This window comes from Sphingopyxis sp. HIX (assembly GCF_001468285.1).
Classification (GTDB): Bacteria; Pseudomonadota; Alphaproteobacteria; order Sphingomonadales; family Sphingomonadaceae; genus Sphingopyxis.
Window position 1 is genome coordinate 14,552 of sequence record NZ_LNSB01000037.1, and the last position, 25,650, is coordinate 40,201.

18 protein-coding genes are annotated in these 25,650 nt (G+C 66.2%); 8 read left to right on the forward strand and 10 right to left on the reverse strand.

The annotated features are described in order from the left end of the window. Positions 1-45: 45 nt before the first annotated feature. The 3 genes from ATE62_RS16670 to ATE62_RS16680 all read left to right on the forward strand — a co-directional run bounded on the left by ATE62_RS16670 (position 46) and on the right by ATE62_RS16680 (position 3,162). Positions 46-654, forward strand: a complete 609-nt coding sequence (locus tag ATE62_RS16670) for a TetR/AcrR family transcriptional regulator (protein WP_058808565.1) — start codon at positions 46-48, stop codon at positions 652-654. Positions 655-763: 109 nt separating this feature from the next. Next, positions 764-1,555: a DUF2889 domain-containing protein gene (locus tag ATE62_RS16675; protein WP_058808566.1), complete on the forward strand. Its 792-nt coding sequence runs from the start codon at positions 764-766 to the stop codon at positions 1,553-1,555. A 5-nt stretch (positions 1,556-1,560) separates the two neighbouring features. Next, positions 1,561-3,162 carry an AMP-binding protein gene (locus ATE62_RS16680; protein WP_058818562.1) on the forward strand — a complete coding sequence of 534 codons (1,602 nt, stop codon included), beginning with the start codon at positions 1,561-1,563 and terminating at the stop codon, positions 3,160-3,162. Here ATE62_RS16680 and ATE62_RS24050 read toward each other — a convergent pair. After that, positions 3,134-3,952, reverse strand: a complete 819-nt coding sequence (locus ATE62_RS24050; RefSeq protein WP_058818563.1) for an AMP-binding protein — start codon at positions 3,950-3,952, stop codon at positions 3,134-3,136. The two genes, ATE62_RS16680 and ATE62_RS24050, sit on opposite strands and share 29 nt — an antisense overlap. Continuing rightward, a complete protein-coding gene (locus ATE62_RS23940; protein ID WP_058818564.1) occupies positions 3,858-4,742 on the reverse strand; it encodes an AMP-binding protein in 885 nt (294 codons plus the stop codon). Before ATE62_RS23940 ends, ATE62_RS24050 begins: the two co-directional genes overlap by 95 nt. A 148-nt stretch (positions 4,743-4,890) precedes the next feature. Between ATE62_RS23940 and ATE62_RS16695 the strand changes: the two genes are divergently transcribed. Next, complete coding sequence (locus tag ATE62_RS16695) at positions 4,891-6,096, forward strand: aromatic ring-hydroxylating oxygenase subunit alpha (RefSeq protein WP_058808569.1); 1,206 nt, start codon at positions 4,891-4,893, stop codon at positions 6,094-6,096. A 4-nt stretch (positions 6,097-6,100) separates the two neighbouring features. Here the strand turns inward: ATE62_RS16695 and ATE62_RS16700 are convergent, their stop codons facing one another. The 4 genes from ATE62_RS16700 to ATE62_RS16715 form a co-directional block, all read right to left on the reverse strand. Next, positions 6,101-7,276: a CaiB/BaiF CoA transferase family protein gene (locus ATE62_RS16700; protein WP_058808570.1), complete on the reverse strand. Its 1,176-nt coding sequence runs from the start codon at positions 7,274-7,276 to the stop codon at positions 6,101-6,103. Continuing rightward, positions 7,266-8,006 (reverse strand): cysteine hydrolase, encoded by a 741-nt coding sequence (locus ATE62_RS16705; protein ID WP_058808571.1) that lies wholly within the window; start codon positions 8,004-8,006, stop codon positions 7,266-7,268. Before ATE62_RS16705 ends, ATE62_RS16700 begins: the two co-directional genes overlap by 11 nt. 61 nt (positions 8,007-8,067) lie before the next feature. Then, positions 8,068-10,458 carry a TonB-dependent receptor gene (locus tag ATE62_RS16710; protein ID WP_058808572.1) on the reverse strand — a complete coding sequence of 797 codons (2,391 nt, stop codon included), beginning with the start codon at positions 10,456-10,458 and terminating at the stop codon, positions 8,068-8,070. Between the two features lie 344 nt (positions 10,459-10,802). Beyond that, positions 10,803-11,429 carry a TetR/AcrR family transcriptional regulator gene (locus ATE62_RS16715; RefSeq protein ID WP_156420571.1) on the reverse strand — a complete coding sequence of 209 codons (627 nt, stop codon included), beginning with the start codon at positions 11,427-11,429 and terminating at the stop codon, positions 10,803-10,805. 212 nt (positions 11,430-11,641) lie between these two features. Between ATE62_RS16715 and ATE62_RS16720 the strand changes: the two genes are divergently transcribed. Continuing rightward, entirely contained in the window at positions 11,642-13,228 is a 1,587-nt protein-coding gene (locus ATE62_RS16720) for a tannase/feruloyl esterase family alpha/beta hydrolase (protein WP_058808574.1), read from the forward strand. A 71-nt stretch (positions 13,229-13,299) separates the two neighbouring features. Here ATE62_RS16720 and ATE62_RS16725 read toward each other — a convergent pair whose 3' ends face one another. Further along, positions 13,300-14,835 carry a class I adenylate-forming enzyme family protein gene (locus ATE62_RS16725; protein ID WP_058808575.1) on the reverse strand — a complete coding sequence of 512 codons (1,536 nt, stop codon included), beginning with the start codon at positions 14,833-14,835 and terminating at the stop codon, positions 13,300-13,302. Between the two features lie 59 nt (positions 14,836-14,894). Next, the gene (locus tag ATE62_RS16730) at positions 14,895-16,043 is read right to left on the reverse strand and encodes an aromatic ring-hydroxylating oxygenase subunit alpha (RefSeq protein ID WP_058808576.1); all 1,149 of its coding nucleotides are present in this window, start codon (positions 16,041-16,043) and stop codon (positions 14,895-14,897) included. 105 nt (positions 16,044-16,148) lie between these two features. Here ATE62_RS16730 and ATE62_RS16735 point away from each other — a divergent pair, with 105 nt between their 5' ends. Genes ATE62_RS16735 through ATE62_RS16745 form a run of 3 tightly spaced genes read left to right on the forward strand, consistent with a single transcriptional unit; the run spans position 16,149 to position 21,875 of the window. Continuing rightward, positions 16,149-18,458 (forward strand): arylsulfatase, encoded by a 2,310-nt coding sequence (locus ATE62_RS16735; RefSeq protein ID WP_058808577.1) that lies wholly within the window; start codon positions 16,149-16,151, stop codon positions 18,456-18,458. A 19-nt stretch (positions 18,459-18,477) separates the two neighbouring features. Beyond that, the gene (locus ATE62_RS16740; protein ID WP_058808578.1) at positions 18,478-20,586 is read left to right on the forward strand and encodes a molybdopterin-containing oxidoreductase family protein; all 2,109 of its coding nucleotides are present in this window, start codon (positions 18,478-18,480) and stop codon (positions 20,584-20,586) included. Then, entirely contained in the window at positions 20,583-21,875 is a 1,293-nt protein-coding gene (locus ATE62_RS16745) for an MFS transporter (RefSeq protein WP_058808579.1), read from the forward strand. Before ATE62_RS16740 ends, ATE62_RS16745 begins: the two co-directional genes overlap by 4 nt. 3 nt (positions 21,876-21,878) lie before the next feature. Here the strand turns inward: ATE62_RS16745 and ATE62_RS16750 are convergent, their stop codons facing one another. Both ATE62_RS16750 and ATE62_RS16755 read right to left on the reverse strand, forming a co-directional pair. After that, positions 21,879-23,051 carry a lipase family protein gene (locus tag ATE62_RS16750; protein ID WP_197411690.1) on the reverse strand — a complete coding sequence of 391 codons (1,173 nt, stop codon included), beginning with the start codon at positions 23,049-23,051 and terminating at the stop codon, positions 21,879-21,881. A gap of 62 nt (positions 23,052-23,113) precedes the next feature. Next, entirely contained in the window at positions 23,114-25,555 is a 2,442-nt protein-coding gene (locus ATE62_RS16755; protein ID WP_082662865.1) for a TonB-dependent receptor, read from the reverse strand. Between the last annotated feature and the right edge of the window lie 95 nt (positions 25,556-25,650).

A 25,650-nucleotide genomic window follows, 5' to 3' on the forward strand; every position in this document is an offset into this window, starting at 1 on the left:
GACGGTGCGATACAGCATTCCCCGTGCGGGGCAGGAGAATAGTTCATGGACAGCGGCCCGGCGGCAGCCCGGACGGACGATAATTCGACGCAGGAGCGCATCCTGCGCGCCGCCTATGATTGTTTCGAACAATATGGGATCGGCAAGACGACGATCGAGAATATCGCGAGCCGCGCCAAGGTGTCGCGCCCGACCGTCTATAAATATTATCCGAGCAAGGACGCCATCCTCGACGAGATTTCGGTGCGCGAGACCTGGCGCGTCAACAGCGAGGTGCGGCGGCGGCTCGTCCGCTCGGACGACTTCGCCGATTTCCTGTCGGACACCTTGCTGCTCGTCATCCGGCTGGCGAACGAGAATGTCTATATCCGCCGCATGGTCGAGAGCATCGAATATCAGGAATCGGTGATTTCGCCGGGCAGCCTGATGCAGCAGTTGCAGCGAACCTGGTGGTCGAACCTGTTCGAACAGGCGCGCGCGCGCGGCGAGATCGCCGCCGACCTCGAGAATGACGAGATCATCTATTGGCTGGGCCGCGCGCAGTCGATGCTGATGCTCCAGGTCGCGTCGCCCGCGATCGACGACGCCGAAAAGCGCCGCTTCATCCGGCGCTTCATCGTCCAGCCCCTGCTCGCGGGCAGCGAAATCCGCTGACGCCGCCACAGGCGGCTTGACGCCCCTCCCACAAGCTGACACAGATATTTAATCAATCGATTAAGTAGCCGTGTTCGCGGCGACGGAGCATGGGAGGCCCGATCGAGCGATGACCGACGATCCGGCGCTCCTGAGGCCCGCCAACCCCGCCTATGGCGACGGCTATTTCGTCCGCACGACGCGCTTCCGCCGGCTGGGGCCCGAGCGCGTCGAGGCGATCATGGAAGACGCCTTTCACGCGCTCGCGCTGATGATCCGTCATGACGAGCACAGGCTGACCGAGGTCGAGGCGCGCTGGGAGCGCCATCCGTTGACCAGCTGTGCCGGCGCGGGCGGTGCCCTGCCGGTTCTCGCGGGCCTGCCGCTGATCGACGATTTGCGGACGCGCTGGCTGCAGGCCGAGGCCACGCTGCATTGCACGCATATGTTCGATACGCTGCGCCTCGCCGCGCTTCACATCGCGGATGTGCGCAACGATCGACAATATGAGGTCGTCCTGCCCGATGCCGACGAGAATGCGCAGCCGGTGCAGCTGTTCCAAGATAGTGCGCTCATACTCGAAATCCAGATCGACGCCGATTTCTTTATCACCGCGCCGCGCGCCTATGCCGGCGCGCCGCTCCTCAATGGCTTCGCGCGCTGGGCGACCGAGCGGCTTTCGGCCGAGGAGTTCGAACGCCTGTTCCTGATCCAGCGCGGTACCTTCGTCGGGCGTGGCCAGCGCATGGACATCACCCAATATTATGGCCGCGACGGCGCGCTGTCGGGTCCGCTGCCCGCGACCTGCTTCGGCTCGCAGCCCGAACGCTACGCCACCTCGCTCCGCCTCGCCAACGCGCGCCCCGGCCTCCGCCGCGAGGATGCTGCAAATTTCCCCTTCGCCCGTGCAGAACAGGAATGACGCCGATGTCCGAGATGCCCTTCCCCACTCCCGAACAGGCCGTCACCCGCTACCTGCTCGAACGTCAGGCGCGCGAGCATCCGGACGATCTCTACATGCGCTTCCAGGACGGCAGCGAATGGAGTTTCGCCGAAGCGCTCGATCAGGCGCACCGCGCGGCGGCGGCGCTGAAGAAGCTCGGCGTGCAGCAGGGCGACCATGTCTTCAACTGGCTCCCCAACGGCAAGGCCGCGGTGCGCGCCTGGCTCGGCACGCATATGCTGGGTGCGGTCTTCGTCCCCGCGAACCTCGCCTATCGCGGCAGCCTGCTCCGTCACGTGCTGTGGCTTGCCGACGCCAAGGTCGGGCTGGTCCATCGCGACCTGCTGCCGCGCCTCGCCGAGGTCGAGCGCTTCCTGCTCGAAAAGGTCATCGTCGTCGGCGGCGATGCCGAGCCTCTCGACGGCCTCGAACTCCATGGCGAGGCGATGCTCGAGGAGGCCGGCACGGCCGGCGACCTCGCTCGCCCGCTCGCGCCGTGGGACAATATGACGATCATCTTCACCTCGGGCACCACCGGCCCGTCGAAGGCGGTGATGTGTTCCTATGCCCATATGTGGACCTTCTACCACGCCGCGATGCCCGCGCTGATCGGGCGCGAGTTTCGCACCCTCGCGCATCTGCCGATCTTCCATTCGGGCGGCTTCGGCTGCCTCTATGGCCAGCTCTCGAACGCGGGCGCGGTGGTGCTGGTCGAATCCTTCAAGACCGACCAGTTCTGGCAGATCGTGCGCGAGCATGGCGTCAGCACCACGACGCTGATCGGCGCGATGATCCCCTTCCTGATGAGCGCGCCGCCGTCGGACGACGACCGTAATCACAGCCTCATATCGGTGAGCGCGGTGCCTTATACCGCCGATGTGAAGGCCTTTTCGGCCCGCTTCGGGGTCGGCGCCTTCGCCGCCTACAGCATGACCGAACTCGCCAATCCGGTGCAGAGCCCGCTCAATCCCGAGAAGATCGGTGTCGCGGGGCGGCTGCGCGCCGGGCAGCATCTGCGGCTGGTCGACGAACATGACATGGAGGTGCCCGAGGGCGCGGTCGGCGAGGCGATCCTGCGCTGCGACCAGCCCTGGACGATGTTCACCGAATATTACAAGAACCCCGAAGCGACCGCCGAGACCTGGCGCAACGGCTGGCTGCACACCGGCGACCTGCTGCGCCGCGACGCCGACGGCGATTATTTCTTCGTCGACCGCCGCAAGGACGCGATCCGCCGCCGCGGCGAGAATATCTCGGCCTATGAAGTCGAGCAGGAAATCCGCGCCTTCGACGGGGTGCGCGAAGCCGCGGTGATCGGGGTCGCGAGCGACAAGACCGAGGACGAGGTGATGGCGTGCATCATGCCGTCCGAAGGCGCCGACATCGACCTGCTCGCCCTCACCGGCTTCCTCGCGACGCGGCTTCCGCATTATATGGTGCCGCGCTATTTCCGCCTGATGCCCGACCTGCCGCGCACTCCCACGCAGAAGATCCAGAAATATGCGCTGCGCGACGACGGCGTGACCGCCGACACCTGGGACCGCGAGGCGGCAGGGATCAGGTTGCGGCGGGAACGGATCGGCTGAGCCGGTCCCAGGTCGCGGCGTTGACCGGCGCCTCGCGCAGCCCCGCTTTGCGGATCTTGCCCGTCGGCGTGCGCGGCAGCTCGGCGACGAATTCGACGAAGCGCGGCACCATATAGCGCGGCAACCGCTCGGCGAGATAGTCGACGAGGTCGCCTTCGCCGAGCGGCGCCGAGCCGTTCAGCTGCACCGCAATCTTGATCTCGTCCTCGCTCGCGCGCGCATTGCCGGGCAGCGCCGGAACGTCGGCGGCCTTGACCGCGATCGCCGCGGCTTCGGCGACCGCCGGATGCGCGCGCACCTCGCCCTCGAGCTCGAGCGACGAGACATTGTTGCCGCGCACGCGCAGATAATCATTGGCGCGGTCGAGGAAGTAGAAATAGCCGTCGGGATCGCGGCGCAGGATATCGCCCGTGGCATACCAACCGCTGCGCCACGCCTTGGCATTCGCCTCGGGCTTGTTGAGATAGCCCTGCGTGATCAGGAAGGGCGCCTTGCCGCGGATCCACAACTCGCCCGCTTCCCCGTCGGGCAGGTCGCGGCCCTCACTGTCGACGATGCGCACCTCATAGAGCGGCGACAATTTGCCGCAGGTTTGGGCGTTGGGCAGGTTCGACGCGTTGAGCGGAAAGCCGATCTCGGTCATCCCCCAGCCCGTGCAGATCTGCACCCCGAAACGTGCCTCGAATTCGCGATAGTCAGGCAGCACCGGGTTCATCAGCACCCATTGCAACGGATTGTCGGCGTCTTCGGCCCGCGGCTCGACGTTCATCAGGAAACCCGCGATGCCCATCAGCTGCGTATGCGTGCAGCCATGCGTCCGCACATCGTCCCAATAGTGGGCTCACCGAAAAACGGCTGCGGAACACCATATGCCCGCCGCGCACCGCCGCGAAGACGAAGCCGACGCGCCCCGACGAATGAAAGGTCGGCCAGGGCGAATAATAGATGGGTACCTGATCGGGATCGATGACCTCGCCGCTGAAATTATGCTGGATCTGCTGGATCGAACCCCACGCCTGCAACACGCCTTTCGACGGCCCGGTGGTGCCCGAGGTGTAGATGACGGCATTGGTATCGGCGAGCGTGGGCTCGGCATGATCGATCGGCGGCGCCCCCATCTCGACCGACGCGAGCGTCGCGACGGGAATGGCGCTGCGGCACACCGCATCGTCGATCGTGACGATGCGCTCGAGCGTCTCCAGCCGATCGCGGATTGCGTTGACCTGATCGACGCAGGCATTGCTGGTGACCAGCACCCGCGCGCGGCAGTCGTTCAGCGCATAGGCGAGCAGATTGCCCTTATATTCGGGGTTGATCGGCACTTCGAGCGCGCCGCGCCAGCTGAGCCCGATCCACGCCGCATAGGCCGTCAGGCACGGGTCGAGCATCGTCGCAACACAGTCGCCCGGCGCCACTCCGATCGCCGCCATCGCATCGGCAACACGCAGCGCGGCGGTGTGAAATTCGCCGCCGCTCATCGTCCCGCCCGCGACGTCGGTGAGGAATGGCGCATCGGGATCGAGTGCCGCACGCGTGCGGATCAACACCGGGACCGAGGGCATCTTCAGCGTATCGACCATATCTCTCCCCGCGCTTCGCCTTGCCGTTTGACGGCTGCGTAAAGTCGCATTTTTCTGCAAAGCCCTTTTTATATAGGTTTTTGCCATTTACAATGCTACATATGTGTAAAGGAAACTGCTCGCGTCGCGTGCGCCTACGGAGAGACGAATGTATCTGAGCCCCGAACATAACCGGCAGGTCGCGGAAAAACTGTTCCGCCATATCCGCGACAACAGCACCGACATGATCGAGGAAAGCTACGAATATCCGCTGTCGGTCTATTCGGATCCCGACATCGCGGTCGCCGAGCGCGCGAAGATCTTCGAACATTATCCGATGATGGCGCTGCACGGCAGCCAGCTTCCCGAATCGGGGAGCTATGTCACCGTAAAACTCAACCGCAGCGAAGCGCTCGTCACGCGCGGCAAGGACGGGCAGGTCCGTGCCTTCCTCAACATGTGCCGCCACCGCGGCGCGACCTTGGTGACGCAGGCCGAGGGCAAGCAGGGGCGCTTCTCCTGCCCCTATCACGGCTGGACCTACACCAATGAGGGCGAGTTGATCGGGCTGACCTTCAAGCAGACGCTGGGGATCAGCCTGCCGTGCCGCGAGCGCAATCTGATCGCGCTACCCTGCGAGGAGCGCCACGGCTTTATCTGGATCGTCGAGAACCCCGAAGGATCGATCGACGTCGCCGCGCATCTCGGCCCGGTGATGGACGGCGTGCTCGCCAATTACGGGCTCGACCGCCAACATTTCTATCGCGAGGCCTTTTTCACCTTCGACCAGAATTGGAAGATCATGGTCGACGGGCTGACCGACGGCTATCATGTCCAGTGGGTCCACGGTCCGACGATCCGCCCCTATTTCTACATGAACATGATGGCGCGCGTCGAAGGCACCGGCGACCATGCGGTGACCACGACGCCGCGGCGCAAGATCGACGAGATTTTGGGCAGCAAGCCGGGCGAGCACGACCTCGATCCCTATGTCGTCTACGGCAATATGGTCTTCCCGAACGTCAGCATCCAGCTGCATCCGCACCATGCCGAATTCTGGACCATGTACCAGGACGTCGACAGTCCGGGCCGCTCGCGCGTCCACCTGCGCTTCCTGACCCCCAAGGCGCCCGCCGACTATGACGAAAAGGGGCAGAGCATCCTCGCCAAGAATTGGGACATCGCCGAGGCGGCGATCCTCAACGAGGATGTCCCGATCGGCGACAGCATCCAGCGCTCGGCGAACATGCCGAACACCGGCACCATGCTGCTCGCGCACAATGAGGTCATCAACCAGCAGTTCCACCGCAGCTACGACCGGGTGATGGCGGGCCCCAGCGTGGTGCCGATGCAGGCCCGCGCCGCGCGGGGCTGAGACGTCAGCCCCCGCCCAACCCGAATTCGGCGCGGATCGCGGCGTCGTCCTCGCCGACTTCGGGCGCCAGCGGCATGCCGAAATGCTGTCCCGCGACATGGATCGCGGTCGAGGTCAAAGTCAGCTTGCGCCCGTCGGGCAGCGACGCTTGGTACGTGTTGTCGCGCGCGCGGAAATGCGGGTCGGCGATCACGTCCTCGAAGCTGTTCACCGGCATCGCTGCGACATTGTCGCGCTCGAAATCGGCGAGCCAGTCTGCGCGCGGGCGCGAGGCGAAGATCGGGATCAGCGCGGCATTGACCTCGGCGTCCTCGGTCCCCGTCTGCGGCTCGCGCGTATAGATCGCGTCGAGATCGGGGCGCCCGACGAGCCCCAGCAACGCCTGCCAGCTCTTCGGCGTGAAGGTCATCAGGAAGATCAGCTTGCCGTCGGCGCAGCGGTAATTTTCCATCCGAGCCCAGAAACGCATCTTGCCGCTCGCGTCGAGGAAACCCGGCCGTGCAAAGGTCGTATCGGGATTGAGCAGCGGATCGAGCGCCTCGGGCAGCCAATGCGCCGAGCAATCGGCCGCAGCGACCTCGATCGCCGCCCCCTCGCCCGTCCGCCGCGCGCGGTGCACCGCCGCGACGACCGCGAAGGCCGCCTCCAGCCCATAGGCATACATACCGATCGACGGCGCCTGCGGCCCGTCGTAGCGCGAAATGCTCTCCCCCACCGGCGTGCCGAGCCCGCCATAGGCGTCGAACGACGGCCCGTGCGAGGCGAGCTTGGCATAGGGCCCGGTCTCCCCCAGCCCCGACAGCGAGCAGAAGATGATCGCGGGGTTGACCCCCTTGAGCACCTCGTAGCCGAGCCCCAGCCGCGCCATCACGCCCGCGCGCATGCCCTCGATCACGACATCGGCCTTCGCCGCCAGCACCAGGAAATCGGCGCGGCCCGCCTCGGTCGCAAGGTCGATGATCACGCTCTCCTTGCCGCGGTTCCAGCGCAGATGCATGTAGGAAAAACCCGTCTCGTCGCCCACCGACCAGGGGCCGGCACGGCGCAGCGGATCGCCGCCTTCGGGATCCTCGACCTTGATCACCCGCGCCCCCATGTCGGCGAGGCGACCGCCGAGCGCGTCGGGGCCGAAATGCGAAACTTCGAGCACCAGCAGATCGGTCAGGAAATCATAGGGCATCGCTGAAAGTCTCCATCGCCGCCACGGCATCGGCGGCGGTTACGATCTCGGCGAGATAATTGCCGATCAGCCGTTCGGCATCCTCCTGGTCGCGCGCCGACAAGGTGCCGGTGCAATCGGCAACCAGATATTGCCGGTATCCAAGGTCGAACCCCGCGGCAATGCTGAGCAACACGCAAGCGGTGGTCACCACCCCGGCATAGAGGATCGTGTCGACGCCTTCGCGCCGCAGCAGGAAGTCGAGTTCGGTCCCGCCGAACGCTCCCGCCCCCGATTTGACCACCGACAGGTCGCCGGGTGCGTCGCCGACCTCGGCGATCGGCGCCGCGGCAGGCGACCCGTCGAGGGCCGCCGCCGCCTTCACATAGGGCCGCAGCGCCGGGACGATATCGGCATAGTCCGGATGCCGGCTCGCGAGCCGCGCATGGACGATACGCACCCCGGCGCGGCGCGCAGCCGGCAGCAGCAGTTTGAGATTGGGCGCGATGATATCGGCGAAGCGCCCCAGCAGATAATCGGCCCGCTCGTCATGCCCAGCCGCGCGCATCGCGGCGATCGACGGACCGTCGGGATCGACCTGCCAGTTGATGAGGTCGACGAGGACGAGCGCGGCGCGAGTGGCGTTGAAATCGCGCCACGGATCGCCGGGCGCGAAGTCGGCGGCATTATACCAATGCGCGGAAAGGTCGGGCGGCAGCATGTCGCCGGCGGCGCCTGCGGAGCTCGTCACATCGCTCTCCTGCCGAAAAATGCGGCCGCCGGCCGTGCCCGGGCCGGCGGCCGACCCCCTTTTAGCGCTGCGATCCGAACTTCGTCCCGATCGTCACGCCGCCGGTGATCCCGCGCGACAGCACCGAATAATAGCCGAAGGAGGTGGTCGACACATTGCGGAAGACATCGTTCTGGTTGAACAGATCCTTGCCCCACACCGACACATAGAAGCGATTGTCAGGGGCGCGGAAGGTCGCCGACAGGTTCAGCGTTTCGGTCGCCTTCTGCACCGGCGCGCGGCCGATGCCCTCGGGATAGGCGCCGGCGCCCGTCCCGCCCGCGGGATAATAGCCGTAGGTCGCATGGTCGAACGAGTCGACATAGCTGAACAGGCCGCTCAGCTCGAACGTCCCGCCGTTGGCCAGCGGGATGTCGTAATTGGCCTGGAGGCTGACGGTGACATCGGGCGTCGCGGGCAGGTCGAAGCCCGAGCAATCGGCGTTCGGCGGGATCGCCAGACCCGAGGCGCGGCGGCGATAGATGACGCAATTCTTGAACTCGTCATATTCCGACTTGAAGAAGGTCGAGAAGCCCGCCGACAGCGAGAAGCGGTCGTTGGGGCGATAGCTGGTCTCGATTTCGAGACCCGAGATCGTCGCCTTCGCCGCATTGATCGACTGCTGCGTGTTGGTCACCGGGTTGACCACCGGCACCTGCAGATTGTCGTATTTATAATAATAAGCCGCGGCGTTGAAGGTCACCTTGCGGTCGAACAGGCTGGTCTTCAGGCCGACCTCGAACGCGTCGATCGTCTCGGGCTCGGTCGGGATGACGTTCGGGATCGACGAGATATTATAGACGCCGCTCTTGAAGCCGCGGTTGTAGCTCAGATAGCCGAGGACATCGTCGCTGAACTTGTAATCGAACACCGCGCGATAGGTCAGCTCCGAGAAGGGCGCGCTGAGGCCATCGCAATCGGGGTTGGCCGCACAGATCGCCGCCGAGTTGCTGGCGATCGCAATAACCCCGCCGGTGCCGTTGGGCACATAGGTCGTGCCGGCATTGTCCTTGTCCAGCGTGTGCTTCTCGTCGGTATAGCGCAGGCCGAGCGTCAGCTTGGCGGCGTCGCTGAACTCGTAGGAGACTTCGCCGAAGATGCCGAGCGACTTGACCGTCACGAAAGCACTCTGGTCGATATAGGCGAGGCCCGAGGCCGGACCCGCGCCCGCCGCCGAGCGATCGAGCAGCGCCTGCGGAATCGTGTTCGGCGTCAAGGTCGCCGGAACCGGCAGCCCGACATATTGATCGAGCCCCGCATAGCCATCGCGATAGTTCAGATAAAAGCCGCCGAGAATCCACTGGAACGGCCCGTCGTTCATCGACGTGATGTCGATTTCCTGCTGATAGCTGCGCCCCTTGAGCGCGGTATCGAACCAGAAGACGTTCGCGGGCGAGCCATCGAGGTCATATTCGACCCCCGAGGTGCTGTGGCTGTACGCCGAGATCGACTTGATATTGACCGGCCCGACATCGGCATCGAGCGTCAGCGAGGCGCCATAGCCCTGGAAGCGGACTTCGGGATCGATCTGGCCATAATAGGAGCGTTCGGGCCGCGAGATGTCGATCCCCGACGCGACCTGGCCGGTGGTCGTGGTTTCGCCCAGGACCGGCTGCAGCGCGACGACGGCGTTGGTCTCGCCCTTCGAATAATAACCCGCGAGCGTCGCGGTGAAATCGGGCGTCGCCTCCCATAGCAGCGCACCGCGGAAGCCGAAGCTCTTGTCGCCGCCGACATATTTGCCCGCGCCGTTCAGCGACTGCGTCAGGTTGCGCACATAAGGCCGCTCGTTGCGATAGAAGCCGCTGACGCTGAGCGCCAGCGTGTCCGAGAACCCGCCGGTCACGAAGCCGCGCGCGCCCTCTTCGTCGGTGCCATAGGTGCCCTCGAGCATCGCGCCGAATTCGGTGTCGGGCTTCTGCGTGGTGACGAGGATCGCGCCCGAAGTCGCGTTGCGCCCGAACAGCGTCCCCTGCGGCCCGCGCAGCACCTGAACCGACTGCACGTCGGGGAAGCCCTGAAGCAGGATGCCGGTCTTGTCGGTCTGATAGACGCCGTCGACATAGACCGCGGTCGTCGCTTCGTTGCCCGGGGTGATGTTGCGCCCGCCGACGCCGCGAATATAGGGCTGCGCCGCGCTCGACCCTTCTGTGATCAGCAGCGACGGCGTGACCGCCGCGAGTTCGAGCACGTCGGAGATACCACTTTGCGTCAGCTGGTCGGGGGTGAAGGCGGTCACCGCGATCGGCACGTCCTGCAGCCGCTCGTCGCGCTTCTGCGCGGTCACCACGATTTCATTGGCGCCCGAATTGTCGTCGACGGCATCCCCGGCATCCTGCGCCAGCGCCGCCGTCGAGATCGTCGAAACCGCGATCGCCAGCGTGCAGGTAGCGAGCTTGTAAGAAAAGCGCATAGCATCCTCCCATATACGGCGCCCGCCCGTCGTTGGGGCAGTGCCGCGCAGTCCATAACTGTGGGAGGCGCGCTGCTCGCACGATCAGGGCAGATCGTGTCGGCCGGTCCTGTTGCCGTGCATCACTCCCGCAAGTTACAGACAACAGATTCGATAAAATGTCAACTCTGTTGCCGGGCGCAAGCCCCCTGTTGCGGTGCACAATCTATACTGTGTAGTTTAATGCGCAGAAATGCTTGGGATTCTTTGCATCCGCTAAGCTTCGACGCCGAATTTTTCGGCGAAGAACCTGCTTGGGATTCGCGCGTGCAAGTCGCGAATCGCGCGAAACGCGCGGCAACCGTTCAGCTTGACGGACCGGACCGATTGGCAAGCAGGGGCTCGACCACGAAGCGGCGGACCATATGGCGCAGCTTGGCCTCGTCGCCGCCGAACTGGTCGAGCACGCGGAGCAGCATCACCTGGTTGCGCGACAGCCAGCTGACGACGTCGGCTGGGTCAAGGTCGGCGGCGAGTTCGCCGCTCGCCTGCGCGCGCTGCATCACCGATTCCCAGCGATGCCGCGCCTGCTCCTGATAGGGGCTGGTCGGCAGCTGGCTCTGCGCCGACACTTCGAGGTCCTCGACGAAACGGCGGATATAGGGATTGCCGCTCGCCACCTGCACCGACGCGACGATCGCCTCGGTCGTGGTATCGGCGAAACCCTGGTGCCGCTGCACGCGCGCGCGCACGACCTCCTGGATCTTGTCGAGTTCGGCGAAGCCGATGCAGTCGACGATATCCATCTTGCCGCCGAAAAATTTATAGACGGTCGGACGCGACACGCCCGCGGCGCGCGCGATATCCTCGATCGTCGTCTTCTCGATCCCGTAACGTTCGAAACAACGTCGCGCCCCGTCGACGATCCTTGCGCCGGTCTTGCCGATATCGGGCATCGCCTTCTGTGCCGGATCGTCCAATGCCTGTTCCACCCTTCCCCGGCCGGCTTCGCACCGGACCTTGTAACCGCCGGCGGCCGGTAAAACCGGCTAGCCGACTCCGCAGCATCGCGTCACCATAGCAGCAATATTTACATTTTCCATTTTTTGTTATTTGATGCCTTACCGGATTCGCGGATCCGGCAAAATCACAATGGGTGGAGGACAGACCGATGCGGTATCGCGCGGCATTGATGTTAGCCGGCATGATCTGGGCCACGCCGACCATAGCGGCGCAGGGCGATCGCCCTGTCGCGATCCCCGGCACCGCACCCGCCGCCTGTGTGCGCGATGCGATCGCGTGGGCCGGCAAGGATGTTGAAATCCGCTCGGTCCAATGGCTATCCGACCCCGCGCCCTATTGCCGCATCGACGGCATCGTCCGCACCGACAATCCCGGTCCGAACAGCGTCGGCTTCATGATTGCACTGCCGCAGAGCTGGAACGGCCGCTACCTGATGGTCATCCCCGGCGGATCGGCGGGCTATATCGTCGACCCGTCGCGCGAGCATATCACCGCGGGCTATGCCGTGGCGTCGACCGACAAGGGGTCGCATTCGGCGGGCGCGCTCGACATGTCGTTCCGCGCCGACCCTGGCAAGTCGGAGGATTATGCCCATCGCGGCGCGCATGTCGCGGCGCTCGCCACGCAGGCGATCGCACGCGGCTTCTACGACCGCCCGCGCATGCCGCGCTATATCATGGGCTGCTCGGGCGGCGGGGTCAGCGCGCTGATGGAGGCCGAGCGCTACCCGGACGATGCCGACGGCTTCATCGTCGGCGGCGCGCCGACCAGCGCCTATGTCCAGACCTTTTGGGTCTATATTGCGCAGCATGTCGCGCGCGACCCGAAGCGATGGATCTCGCCCGCCGAGATGGCGCGCGTCGGCCAGGTCATCATGGCGCGTTTCGACGACAGCGACGGCGCGCGCGACGGCCTCATCTGGGACCCGACGCGGATCAAGCTTGCGCGAGGCCTCTTCCCCTTCCTCAGCGACGCGCAATATTCGACGCTCGGACTGCTCGCCGGCGGGCTCCCCGCGATCAAGGGGTCGGAGCTGTCGGCGCCCGGCTATTGGCTCGCCAACCCGGCGCTGCTCGGCCCGATCGGGCTCGGCACGGCCGCGCCGCCCTGGACCGACGCGACGCGGCCGCCGCTGTTCGGCTCGACCGTGCTCAGCATGAAGGCGCTGCGCGGCGACAATTTCGACGCGCTGACCCAGATGGATTTCGCCGACGCGCGCCAGCGCAATGCCGAGGCCGCGATCTGGGACAGGGTCGGCGGCTATGGTTATGCGCCCGAAAGGCTCGAAGGCATGACCCGCACGGGCGGCAAGATGATCATGTGGACCGGCGCCTCCGACGAGGCGGTGCCGCCCGCCTACACCGCCCATTACAGCGCCGGCGTCCGCGAGCGCTACGGCGCCGCGAGCGAGGATTTTTTCCAGGGCTTCTTCGTCCCCGGCATGTACCATTGCCGCGGCGGCGAAGGTACGCCGACCGACAGCTCGCGCGCCTTGCTCGAGGCGATGCAGCGCTGGGTCGAAGGCGGCGAGCGCCCCACCGAAATCCTGATGACCAACGCGCCGCGCGAGCTCGAGCTCAACTCGACATCGAACACCGCGATGTATGTGTCGGGGATGAGCAAGGAAAAGGCGGTGATGACCGAGGCCCCGCCCGAGCGCACCTACCGCATCTGCGCCTTTCCGAAGGTGGCGCGGTTTACGGGCGCAGCGGGCAGCGACATCAACGATGCGCGCAACTGGAGCTGTACGGCGACGATGGCGCCGTAGAACGTCTACCACGGCGCAGCGAATGCCGGCTTTGGGCCGGGGAACGGCAAGGTTCACCCGAAACCCGCCCCCTATTTCCCGAACAATGCCGTCGCCCCCTCGGGCACCGCCGGGAACAACCCCCGCAACGTCGGCTTCGAGATCTTCCCCGACAGCGTCCGCGGCAGCGGTTCGTCGATGAACACCACGCGGCGCGGGCGCTTGAACGGCGCGAGTTGCGCCGATCCGTCGCTTTCGATTGCCGACACCGCCGCGCTTTCGTCCTTCACCCCGCTCGCGACGATCATCGGCACTTCACCCCAGTCGCGGTCGGGGACGCCGATCACCGCCAGTTCGGCGATATGCGGGTTCGCCGAAAGAATCTTCTCGATCTCGGCGGGATAGACGTTGATGCCGCCCGAAATGATCATGTCCTTCGAGCGGTCGACGACCTTCACGAAGCCTTCGTCGTTCATCATCCCCGTATCGCCGGTGCGCAGCCAGTCGCCGGCAAAGGTCGCCGCGGTCGCCTCGGGGTTGCGCCAATATTCGCGCATCACATGCGGGCCCCGCACCATGATCTCGCCCACCTCGCCATTGGCGAGCGCGTTGCCGTCGGCGTCGCCGATCTTCATCTCGCTGCCGACGATCGGGCGCCCCGCCCAGCCGATATGCTTGATCGCATCCTCACCATGCATCGTCGCGGCGAGCCCCGATGCCTCGGTCAGGCCATAGGACTGGATCAGCGAAATGCCCTTGGCGCGGTACGCCTCGATCAGGTCGACGCTCACCGGCGCGCCGCCCGCAGCGGCCGAAATCATGCTCGACAGATCGGCCTTTTCGAACCCCGGCGAGCGCATCAGCCGTTCCCACACGACCGGCACCGTCGTCGCGGCGCTCACCCGGTGGCGCTGGATCACATCGAGGTAGCGGTCGATGTCGAAATCGGATTCGAGCACCATCGTGCCCCCCGCGTTGACCGCGAACTGGATGAAGCAGGAGACGATCGCGCCGGTGAAGACGAAGGGCACCGCGACCATGATCGAATCGCGCCAGGTCAGCCCCTCGGCGATATTCTTGGCAAGCCCCGGATACATGGCGCTGCCGTGCGTCAGCAGCGCGCCCTTCTGCCGCCCCGTGGTGCCCGAGGTGTAGCAGAGGAACCCGGCATCGTTGAGCCCGATCGCCTCGACCGGCGCCGGACCGCTGTCGATCAGCAGCGAGGAAAAGCGGGGCACATCGCTGCCGTCGAGGCTATAGATCTTGAACGACAGCTTCGCCGCCGCCCGTTCGAGCCGGTCGAGATGCTTGGCCTGCGTGACGACCAGCTTGCAGTCGGCATCCTCGAGCAGCGGCAATATCTCGCTCGCCGTCAGCTTGAAATTGAGCGGCACGATCATCGCGCCGAGCTTGAGGCTTGCGACGGTGAGCAGCGGTGCCTCGATCCGGTTGTCGAGGTGCATGCCGACGCGGTCGCCCTTGACCACCCCCGCGGCGCGCAAGCCCCGCGCGATCGCGTCGCTGCGCGCGTCGAACTCGGCCCAGCTGGTGCGGACGTCGTCGGCGATCACCGCGCTGTGATCCGGCCTCCAGCGCGCCCAGTAACGAACGAGTTCGGCGATATTCATGCAGTCTCTCCCGAGGGGGTTTTCGCGGGGTCCGGCTCTGCGTCCGGTAGTCTCTTATGTCAGGCCAGCGCCTCGAACTCGCGCGCCATCTGCAGGTGCAGATGCTGCGTCGGCACTTCGTTGGCGCCATAGAGGAAATCGGTCGTCGGCAGCGCCGCGGCATTGGCCTGGATCATTTCCTCCATCGGGAAATCCTCCTCAGTCGCCGCCTGGCGCAGGATATCCCAGCTGCGGTTGATCCGCGCCGCGACCTCGTCGGTCAGCTTGGCGGGGTCGGTCAGGAAGCGGATATGGACATGGCATTTTCCGGGGTCGGTGAGGTGCGGCCACACCGTCCAATGCTCGATATGGTCGGGGGTCGGGATCACGCTCATGTTGGGGAAGATCATGAGGTTGCCGGTCAGGTAGCGCCAGCCGCCCTCGATCGGCTCGCCGGCCTTCAGCTTGCGCGCGAGCCGCTTGCGCGCCGAATAGGATTGGCCGTGCCGCCCGAGATCGAGCCACACTGCGGCGCCGGTCTGGATCAGCTTGCCGACGCCTTCGGCGTGCAGGAATTGCGGGTGCAGCACGTCGATCGCACCGTCCATCACCAGCTTCCAGTTGATATCGAGGTCGATCTTCTGGTCCATGAACACGACAAGCTGGTCGATGTCATAGGCCGCGAGCCGCTCGTCGGCCTCGTCCAGATAATCGCCGATGCTGAGGTCCTGCGGCGCCTGCGGCAGCTTGATCCAGATCAGGCCGTGGCGTTCCTCGGCCGCAACCGAGAAGAGGTTGCGGCAGCCCTTGTCGAGCGTGCCATATTGCTCCTCGAACGGCACGCCGCGCAGGCTCCCGTCGCCCTTGAAGCTCCAGCCATGATAGGCGCAGACGAAGAAGGGCTTTTTGCCCTTCTCGCTCTGTTCGACCTTGCCGCCGCGGTGGCGGCACATGTTGCGGAACACGGCGACGCTGCCGTCCTTCTGGCGCACGATCAGCAGCGGCACGCCCAGGATGTCGCGCGTCACGAAACTGCCCGGCTCGGGGATCTCCATGCTCGTTGCGGCGGCGAGCGGCTGGCGGCGAAACACCTCCAGCTCGCGCGCCAGATGGTCGGCATCGGTGAAATGCGCGGCGGGGACCTCGATCGAATCCTCGGCCATGTCGGTCGTGCCATTTTCCAGATGGTCGACGATACGGCGATAGATCGTATCCAGCTCGATTTTCATACCCTGTCCCTCGCCAATCTCGATGTTTACACTTTACGAAGAATGTAATTCATCTATAGTGCGTCGTCAAGCATCCGGCGATCGACAGGCACGAGGTGTATGGGAATGAGGAACTACCGCTTTTTCAACGTCGCGGCTGCCTGCCTGGGCGCCGCGGCGCTGGCGGGTCCGGCGTCGGCGGCCCCCGGCGACCAGCCGAAGATCGGCAAGACCTTCGCCGATTCGGCGCCCGGCAAGATCCAGCGCACGACCGCCCCCGCTGGTGCGCCGAATGTCCTCGTGTGGGTGATCGACGACATGGGCTTCGGCCAGCTCGGCAGCTATGGCGGCCTCGTCGAAACCCCGAACATCGACCGCGTCGCGCAGCAGGGCCTGCGCTACACCAATTACCACACCACCCCGATCTGCTCGGCGAGCCGCGCGGCGTTGCTCACCGGCCGCAATTCGCACCGCGTCCATATCGGCGGCCATTCGGCGATCGCCGTCGGCTTCCCCGGGCAGGACGCGCTCGTCCCGCGCAATGCCGGCACCGTTGCCGAGAACCTCCGCCAGTCGGGCTATCTCACTTTTGCGATCGGCAAATGGGACCATCTGCCGCAGGCCGACGCCTCGGCCGCGGGGCCCTTCACCTATTGGCCGAGCGGCCAGGGCTTCGACCGCTATTATGGGTTCCTCGCCTTCGACGCCGACAACTTCGACCCGACGCTCTGGTCCGACCACAATCCCGTCGCACTGTCGCCGCGCCCCGACTATCACCTGAGCGCCGACATGGCCGACAGGGCGATCGGCTGGATCGGTGCGCGCGATGCGACCGACCCGAAGCGGCCCTTCATGATGTACTGGGCGACCGGTGCGGTCCATGCGCCGCACCACGCGCCGCAGCGCTGGCTCGACCACTATAAGGGCCGCTTCGACGCGGGCTGGGACGTCGCGATGCAGCAGGTGCTCGACCGGCAGAAGAAGCTCGGCCTCGTCCCCGCCGACATGGCGCTGCCGCCGCTGCCCGCCGGGGTGAAGCCTTGGGCCGGGCTCAGCCGCGACGAACAGCGCATGTTCGCGCGCCAGATGGAGGCGTTCGCCGCCCAGCTCAGCCACGCCGACGAGCAGTTCGGGCGTATCCTCGATGCGCTCGAAACCCGCGGCGAGCTGGACAACACGGTCATCCTGATCACCGCCGACAATGGCGCCAGCGCCGAGGGCGCACCGCAGGGCACCTTCAGCGAGCATTATTTCGCCAACGCCTATTTCGCGACGCTCGCGGAAAATCTACGTCATTACGACGATTGGGGCGGCCCCTCGACCTATCCGCATTACGCCAATGGCTGGGCGGTCGCGGGCAACACGCCGTTCCGCTATTACAAGCAGACCGCCTATGAAGGCGGCACGCGCGTGCCGCTGATCCTGTCCTGGCCCGGCGGCATCGCCGCGCGCGGCGAGCTGCGCGACCAGTATCAGCATGTCACCGACATCACCCCGACGATCCTCGACGCGGCGGGCATCGCCCCCGCGGCGTCGGTCAACGGCCAGCGCCAGATGGCGTTCGACGGCGTCAGCATGAAATACAGCTTCGCCGCGCCGGCTGCGGCGACGCGGCACCCGACCCAATATTATGAGATGTACGGCAATCGCGCCATCTACGCGGGCGGCTGGAAAGCCGTCGTCCCGCACCGGCTCGACGTCTGGGATTTCATGAACCGGCCGGTGTTCAGCGACGACCAATGGGAACTCTACAACCTCGCGACGGACCCCGGCGAACAGCGCAATGTCGCCGCGTCGAACCCGCGCAAGCTCGCCGAGATGAAGGCGCTGTTCGACCGCGAGGCGAAGGCGAACAATGTCTATCCGCTGACCAACGCCAGCGACGCCTGGGGTTTCGTGCGCCAGACCGCCGCCGCCGCCATGGCGCGGCGCGGCTATCTCTGGACCTACGCCGGCGCCACGTCGCGCATCCCGGAGGCGCTCGCCCCGCCCCTCCCCTCGACCAGCTTCGCGATCGAGGCGAATGTCGACCTCGACGCCGACGCCAATGGCACCATCGCTGCGATCGGCGGGCGCCATGGCGGCTTCGCGCTGTACCTGCGCAAGGGCCGCCCGATGTTCAGCTACCGCAGTCTCGACCTGAAACTCAGCGAGATCGCCGCCGACCGCACCCTCCGCCGCGGCCCCGCGACGATCATGCTCCGCTTCGAGCGGCGCGGCGAGAGCGAGGCGGTCGTCCATATCCTCGCCGACGGCAGCGAGATCGCCAGCGGCCCGATCAAGGGCGCCCTGCCCCGCCTGTCCTTCTCGCCGACCGAGACCTTCGACCTCGGCCAGGACAACGGATCGGGCCCGCTCGAGGGCGGCAAGAGTGCGGGCGCGCTCGACGGCCGCATCCGCACCGTGAACGTCCGCATCACCCCGCCCGCGCGCTGACACAGGAAGGAAGTCGATCATGGCCTTCACCACCATCCCCGGCGCCGACGGCGACCACATCACCTATTGTCGCGTCTGCGAGGCTTTGTGCGGCATGGTCGCGACCGTCGCCGACGGCAAGATCGTCAAGGTCCGCCCCGACCGCGACAATCCGCATTCGCGCGGCCATATCTGCGTCAAGGGACCCGCGCTCGCCGAGGTCACCTACGATCTCGACCGCGTCACCACCCCACTCAAGCGCGTCGGCGGCCCGGGCGAGTTCGCACCCGTCGGCTGGGACGAGGCGCTGGACGACATCGCCGCGCGCCTGTCGGCCTCGATCGACAAGCACGGCAGCCAGAGCTTCGCGATGAACACCGGCAACCCGCCGAGCATGGGCTGGCCGAGCTCGATGGGCAATTACCTGTTCAGCCGTGCGATGGACTGCACCAAGCTGTTCACCCCGTCGTCGGAGGACATCACCTCGGTCGTGCTCGCGACCGAATTGATCTTCGGCACCCACGGTTTTGTCTTCCCCGACCTCGCAGCGTGCGACCATCTGCTGATCTTCGGCTCGAACCCGCTGGTCAGCCATGGCTCGCTGCTCATCGCGCCGCGCTTCAAGGAGGATCTGGCCGAGATCGCCGAGCGCGGCCGCGTCATCGTCGTCGACCCGCGCCGCACCGAAACCGCGCGCAAGTTCGAACATGTCTCGATCATCCCCGCCGGCGACGTCTGGCTGCTCGGCGCGATGGTGCGGACCGTCATCGCCGAGGGGCTGAGCGACACGGATTTCGTCGAGCGCCACTGCACCGGCTTTGCCGAACTGGCGGCGGCGGTCGACGGGATCACCCCCGAACTGGCCGCGCCGCGTTGCGGTATCGAGGCCGACGAAATCCGCACCCTCGCGCGCGATTTCGTCGCCGCACCGCGCGCCGCCGCGATGGGTCGCATCGGCATCTGCCGCGCGAGCTATTCGACGCTCACAAACTATTTCCTCCACCTGCTCAACCTGCTCGGCGGCAAGTTCCACCAGCCGGGCGGCGTCGGCTGGGGCCACGGCGGCACCGCGACCGAGGCGCAGTCGACCGGCCCCGGCCAGGCGCGCCACAAACGCCACAGCTCGCGCGTCAGCGGCCAGGCCTCGGTCTGGGGCACCCAGTCGAGCCTGACCTTCCTCGAGGAAATGACGACGCCCGGCGAGGGCCAGATCAGGACGCTGCTCACCGTCGGCGCCAATCCGGTGCTGTCGATGCCCGGCGGCCCGCGCCTGCCCGAGGGTTTCGCCTTGCTCGACCTGATGGTCTCGGTCGATCTCTACATGACCGAAACCTCAAGCCACGCGCATTATATCCTGCCCGCGACCACCGCGCTCGAGCGTGAGGATATCAACCAGTTCTTCATGAACCACATGGTCCGCCCCTTCGCCCAATATGTCCCCGCGGTGGTTCCGCCGACCGGCCAGGCCCGCGGCGAGTATGAAATCTTACGCGACCTCGCCGCACGCATGGGCCGCAACGGCGCCTTCGGCAACATGACCCCGTTCGAAATGGCCGACGGTGCGCTGCAGGCCGGGATCGAGGGACAGGACGGACTGTCGCTCGCCAAGCTCAAAGCCAATCCCCACGGCGTGATGATCGAACGCGGCCGCTGGGCCTTCGATTTCGAAAAGCGCATCGGCCACCCCGACGGCAAAATCCATCTGTGGGACGAGATCGCGGGCGAGGAAGTCACGCGGCTCCGCGCCGAACCCGAGCCCGACCCCAATGCGCTGCGCCTGATCAACCTGCGCAAATTGCGATCGATCAACAGCTGGATGCACAATGTCGACAAGCTGGTGCGCTCGGACTCGCCCGCGCTGCTGATCAACCCGGCCGACGCCGCGGCGCGCGGCATCGACGACGGCATGGCGGTGAAGATATCGACCCAATGGGGCGCGATCGAAGTCGTCGCTGAAGTCACCGACGAGGTGCGCCCGGGCTGCGTCGCATATCCGCACGGCTGGGGCCATCGCGGCGGCTGGCAGGGCGCCAATGCCCAGCCCGGCCGCAACCTCAACGAAATCACCCCCGCCACCCCCGATCAGGCCGAGCAGGTGTCGGGGATGAGCTGGCTCGAAGGCTTCCCGGTGGAGATTTGCGCGGCATGACCGCGACCGGATGGCCGCCACTCGGCCGCGCCTGGTATGTCGCCGGGCTGCTCTGTCTAATCGCGGCCCTGTCCTATCTCGACCGCTATATCATCGCGCTGCTCGCCGACCCGATCATCCGGGACATGGGGATCGATGCGACCGCGATCGGCCTGCTCATCGGCCTCGGTTTCGGGCTGCTCTATGCGCTGTCGGGCGTCCCCGTCGCGTACCTCATCGACCGCGGCACGCGCGTGCAAATCGTCGGCATCGGGGTGATCGTCTGGAGCCTGTCGACCGTCGCCTCGGGCTTCGCGCCCAATTTCGAGACCCTGCTCGCGACGCGCGCCGGGGTCGCGATCGGCGAGGCCGTGCTGGTCCCTGCGACGGTGTCGATCGTCGCCGACCTCTTCCCGCCCGAAAAACGCGCGCTGCCGATCGGACTGTTCATGGCGGTATCGACCCTGATGGCGTCGGGCGCCTTCCTGATCGGCGCCTGGGCCTTCGAACTCGCGACGTTCCTGTCGCCCGACCTCGGGCTCAGCCCCTGGCGGCTGACGCTCGTCATTGTCGGCGTGCCGGGCCTGCTGCTCGGCCCGCTCTGGTTGCTGACCGTCGCCGAGCCCGCCCGCATCGAGGAACCCGGCCAGGCCGACCAGAGCAGCATCGCGGTCGCCTTCGCCTATCTGCGCCGCCACTGGCGTTTCTACCTACCCTTCTATCTGAGCTTCGGGGTGTCGGCGCTCGCCAGCTACAGCTTCATCGCCTGGACCGCGACGATGCTGACGCGCAGCTATGGCCAGAGCGTCGCCGGGGCCGGCGCGATCTTCGGCCTCGTCGGCGTCATCGCCGCCGCCATCGCGGCCTTCTTCTGGCCCGCGGTCAGCGCCTGGGTGATGAAGCGCGACCGCGCCGAACTCGCCGTCCTCGCGCTCGCCGTCGGCCTCGGCATCGGTCATGCCGCCGTCGCCGCCTTCCTGCTCGCCAGCGACATCGACGGCGCCATCGCGATCATCGCCATCGCCACCTTCGGCTATGGCGCCGCGGGCGGGCTCGCGGTGCTGATCGTCCAGCATATCGCCCCGCCGCGCATGCGCGCCAAGATCACCTCGCTCTATGTCCTCGTCGGCAACCTCGTCGGCCTCACATGCGGCCCGGCACTGTCGGCGTGGATGTCCGACGCGGTCTTCGCCGGCCCCGACGCGCTGCGCCAGAGCCTGTCGCTGCTCGCGCTCGCCATGCTGCCGCTCACCGTCGGCCTGATCCTGCTCGCGATGACCGCGCACCGGCGCACCGCTGACGCAGGCTGAGTATCAGGGCCTGCAGGTCGCCGCGACCGGCGTTCCTGCAATCGCCGCCCTCGCAAAGGCGATGGCATCGGCCGCGGCAGCGTTGACTACACCGGAATGATCCTTGTCCCTGTAGATACGCGCCTCGACGACATTCCCCCGGCTGCACAGGTCGTTGACCAGGGTCAGCGTCGTCATCGGCAGTGCTGCAGTATCGGCAGCGCCGATGCCGAAAAAGACCGGCGATTTGAGGTCGAGTGTGGGGAACGACCGCAGTTCGATATCGGTATCCCACAGCCGCTTGAGCATGCCCGGCCGAAACGCCTTCGACGGATCGAGATTGCGTGCGGCGGCGGCTTTCATCAGCTCGGGCAGGCACGCCGATCCGACCATCGCCTCGATCTCGCGCCCCGCTTCGGTGAACACCGCATCGGCATCGAGACCCGCATGGGTGCGCGTCAGTTCGTAACCGATCATCGCATAGGCGCCGGTGACCATGACATCGGTCGCGCTCGACGCGAGCCCGCTCTCGATCGCCGCGCGCGACAGGTTTGGCGCACCGGTCGCGACGATGCCGCGAACCTGCAGGTCGGGCGCATAGCGTGGAGCGTAGCCAGCCGCGGCAACGACGGTCCCGGCCCCCTGCGATTGCCCGACAAGGACGACATTGTTCGCCGCGCCATAACGCTCGCCGATGATCGCCCGCGCGCTGTCGAGCAGGCTGTACGAACTCGCGCGATAGTTGGAATAGGGATGGATGCCCGGCGTGCCGAGCCCCTGATAGTCGCTCGCCACCACCGCGAAACCGGCGTCGAGCCAGCTGGCGATATAGCGGCTGTCGCGTTCGCCGCGCGGGCGCGCCGAGGGTGCGCAGATATCGGCGATGCCGGTCGTGCCATGCGCCCACGCCATCACCGGCCAGCCGCCCTTCGGCGGCGCCCCGCGCGGGAGGAAGACCGCCGCCGACACCGCCACCACGCCCCTGTCGGTGATCCCGTCGCGCGCGGTGTAGAGGATACGGACCGCCTTCCCCGCCGCGACCGAAAACTCGGCCGGCAGGGTTTCCTCGGCCAGCACCACGCCCGCTTTGCCCGGCACGGCGCCCGACCAGTCGTAGAAAGCCGGCACCCCGCCGTCGCCAACATCGGACGGCTTGGCCGGTGCCGGAATCGCCGAACCCAGCAGCGCGAACAGCATGAACCCGGCCCGCTTGCGCGGCGCCGGGTGCAGCGTTGCAACCCGCAAAACGCGGCGGCGCATCAGAATTTCACGGAGGCTTCGATGTAGAATTCGCGCGGATTGTCGACGAAGGCCGACAGGTCGCTCAGCACGCCCGGCCCGGCCGTGCCCGTGCCCGTGCCGCCGGTGAACGGAATTTCCGACCCGCCGGTGACGACGAACTTGTTGCTGAGGTTGCGGCCGATCAGCGCCAGCGTCCAGCGGTCGTCGGGGCCCTTCAGCCGCAGCGAGGCGTCGAACTTGGTGAAGCTCGGCTGGATCGCGTCGGGGCGCAGCGTGTCGGAGAAATTATATTTGGACGAATAGCTCATGTCGCCGCTCGCCTCGAGCGTCATGCCCGAGTCCGACAGTTCGACCTCGTAGCTCGCCCCGAGGCGCCCCGCGAAGCGCGGTGCCTTGGGCGGGGTCAGCCCGTCATAGTCCTGGCTGGTGAAGGCCGCAGCCGGCGACGGGCGGAGTAGGTTGCAGCCCTGCGCGATCGTCTGACCGCCATAGCATTGCCCGACATAATCCTTGTAGGTCGCATTGTTGTACGCCGCCGCGCCGCGCAGTGAGAAGCCGCCCGAGCGCCAGTTGAAATCGCCCTCGATGCCCTTGACGCGCAGCGTACCAGCGTTGGCCACGACCTGCCCGATCGTTACCGGGTCGAAATTCTGCACCTGCAGGTCGAGATAGTCGTAATAATAGGCCGTGGCATTGAGCGACAGCGCGCCGCCCATCAGGATCGCACGCGCGCCGACCTCGCCGCCACGCGCCCGCTCGGCACCGAACTGGCCCGCCGCGACGGTCGCGGCCGGGGTCAGCGTCTGCGAGATGTTGAACCCGCCCGATTTGAAGCCTTCCTTATAGGCCGCATAGAAGGTCAGGTCGCGCGAGGGCTTGTAGCGCAAGGTCACCTGCGGCGAGACGTCGGATTCGCGGTAGCGGTCATCGAGCCGCAGCCCGCCCGGGAAGGCCGCGCCGAACGCAGGGTTGGCCGCGAGCGACTGCTGGAAGCTGTCGCGCGATTCATAGCTGTAGCGCGCACCCGCCGCGAGCTCGATCGCGTCGGACAGGTTCGCGGTGACTTCGCCGAACGCCGACATCGAGCTGCCGGTAAAGCCATTGTCGCGCTTGAAGGTGACATAGGTCGTGCTCGCCGCGACCGCGGGAAGCGGGAAGATATAGGCGTCGGTGTTGAAGATGAACTTGTTGCTCGACGCGAACAGCCCGAACAGCACATTGACCGGCCCGTCCCATTTCGACTGGAAGCGCAGTTCCTCGGCCGTCTGGCGATAGTCGGCGAGCTGCGAGAAGGTCGCGGGATAGGCCTCGCCCGACACATTGTTAAGGTCGGTCTGCTTGAAGCGGTAGTAAGAGGTGATCGAGGTGACGTCGAACACATCGCTTTCGAGCTTCGCAGTCAAAATGCCGAAGCCCGATTTCAGCCGCGAGTACATGCGCCCGTCGCCGGCATAGCGATAGTTGAGGTTCGCGACCTCGACCGGGATCGTCGAACTGTCCGACCGCCCGTTGATGAAACAATCGGCGTTGGGGCTCGGCGGGATGCCGTTGGCGGCGAAAGGCACCGTGCGACCGCCGCCGCAGATACGCTCGATGATGTCGGTCGGGCCGCCGTCCTTCTGGTCGGTGTAGCCGCTCTTGACCTGGAAACTGAGATTGTCGGTCGCGTCCCATTCGATCGTCGCGCGGCCGCTGTAGGTCCGGCCATAGCCGCGATTCTTGCTGTTGCGATGGCGCTGCAGTCCGAAAGGATCCGTGTAGGTTTCGGCGGCGGTGTTGGTGAAGGCGCCCTCGCTGTCCGAAACGCGGAACGCCAGGCGCGCGCGCAGCCCCTCGGCGAGCGGACCCGAAACATAGCCCTCGCCATATTTCTCCTGCGCCTCGAAGCCGTAACCCGCCTTGAATCCGGCCTCGAACACGTCGCGCGGATTGTTGGTGGTGACCGCGATCAGGCCCGCTGTGGCATTCTTGCCGAAGAACAGCGCCTGCGGCCCCTTGAGCACCTCGACGCGCTGGACGTCATATTGGCTGAGCCCGATCTCGCGCCCGCGGCTCATCGGCATGCCGTCGACGACGAAGGAGACCGACTGGTCGAAGCCCGCGCTGAGCGCGGTCGACCCGACGCCGCGCAGGAAGATGCTGGCCGACGAGCCCGACGCCGCCTTGCCCGCGACCATCGTCGGGACGAGCTGCGCGATATCGTTGAAGTCGGTGACCGCATAATTGTCGAGGGCGGCACCGCCAAGCGCGGTGATTGCGACCGGCGCGTCGATCAGCCGCTCGTCGCGGCGGCGCGCGGTGACGATGATTTCGGCGTCGCTGCCGCTATCGGCTTCGTCGGCGGGAGGCGGCGCGGCGGGCGTGTCCTGCGCAGAAGCGGGCGCAGCCAGCGCCGCGAGCGCGATAACCGATGCCAGGCAAGCATAGCGAATTGCAGGACGCGAAAGCGTGCGATCCATGACCGTCTCCTCCCAAAGATCGGGCCGTCATCTGCGGCCCTGTGGGATTTAACCTACAGTCATTAGATTTAAAGTCAATCGCAAATTTAACGCCA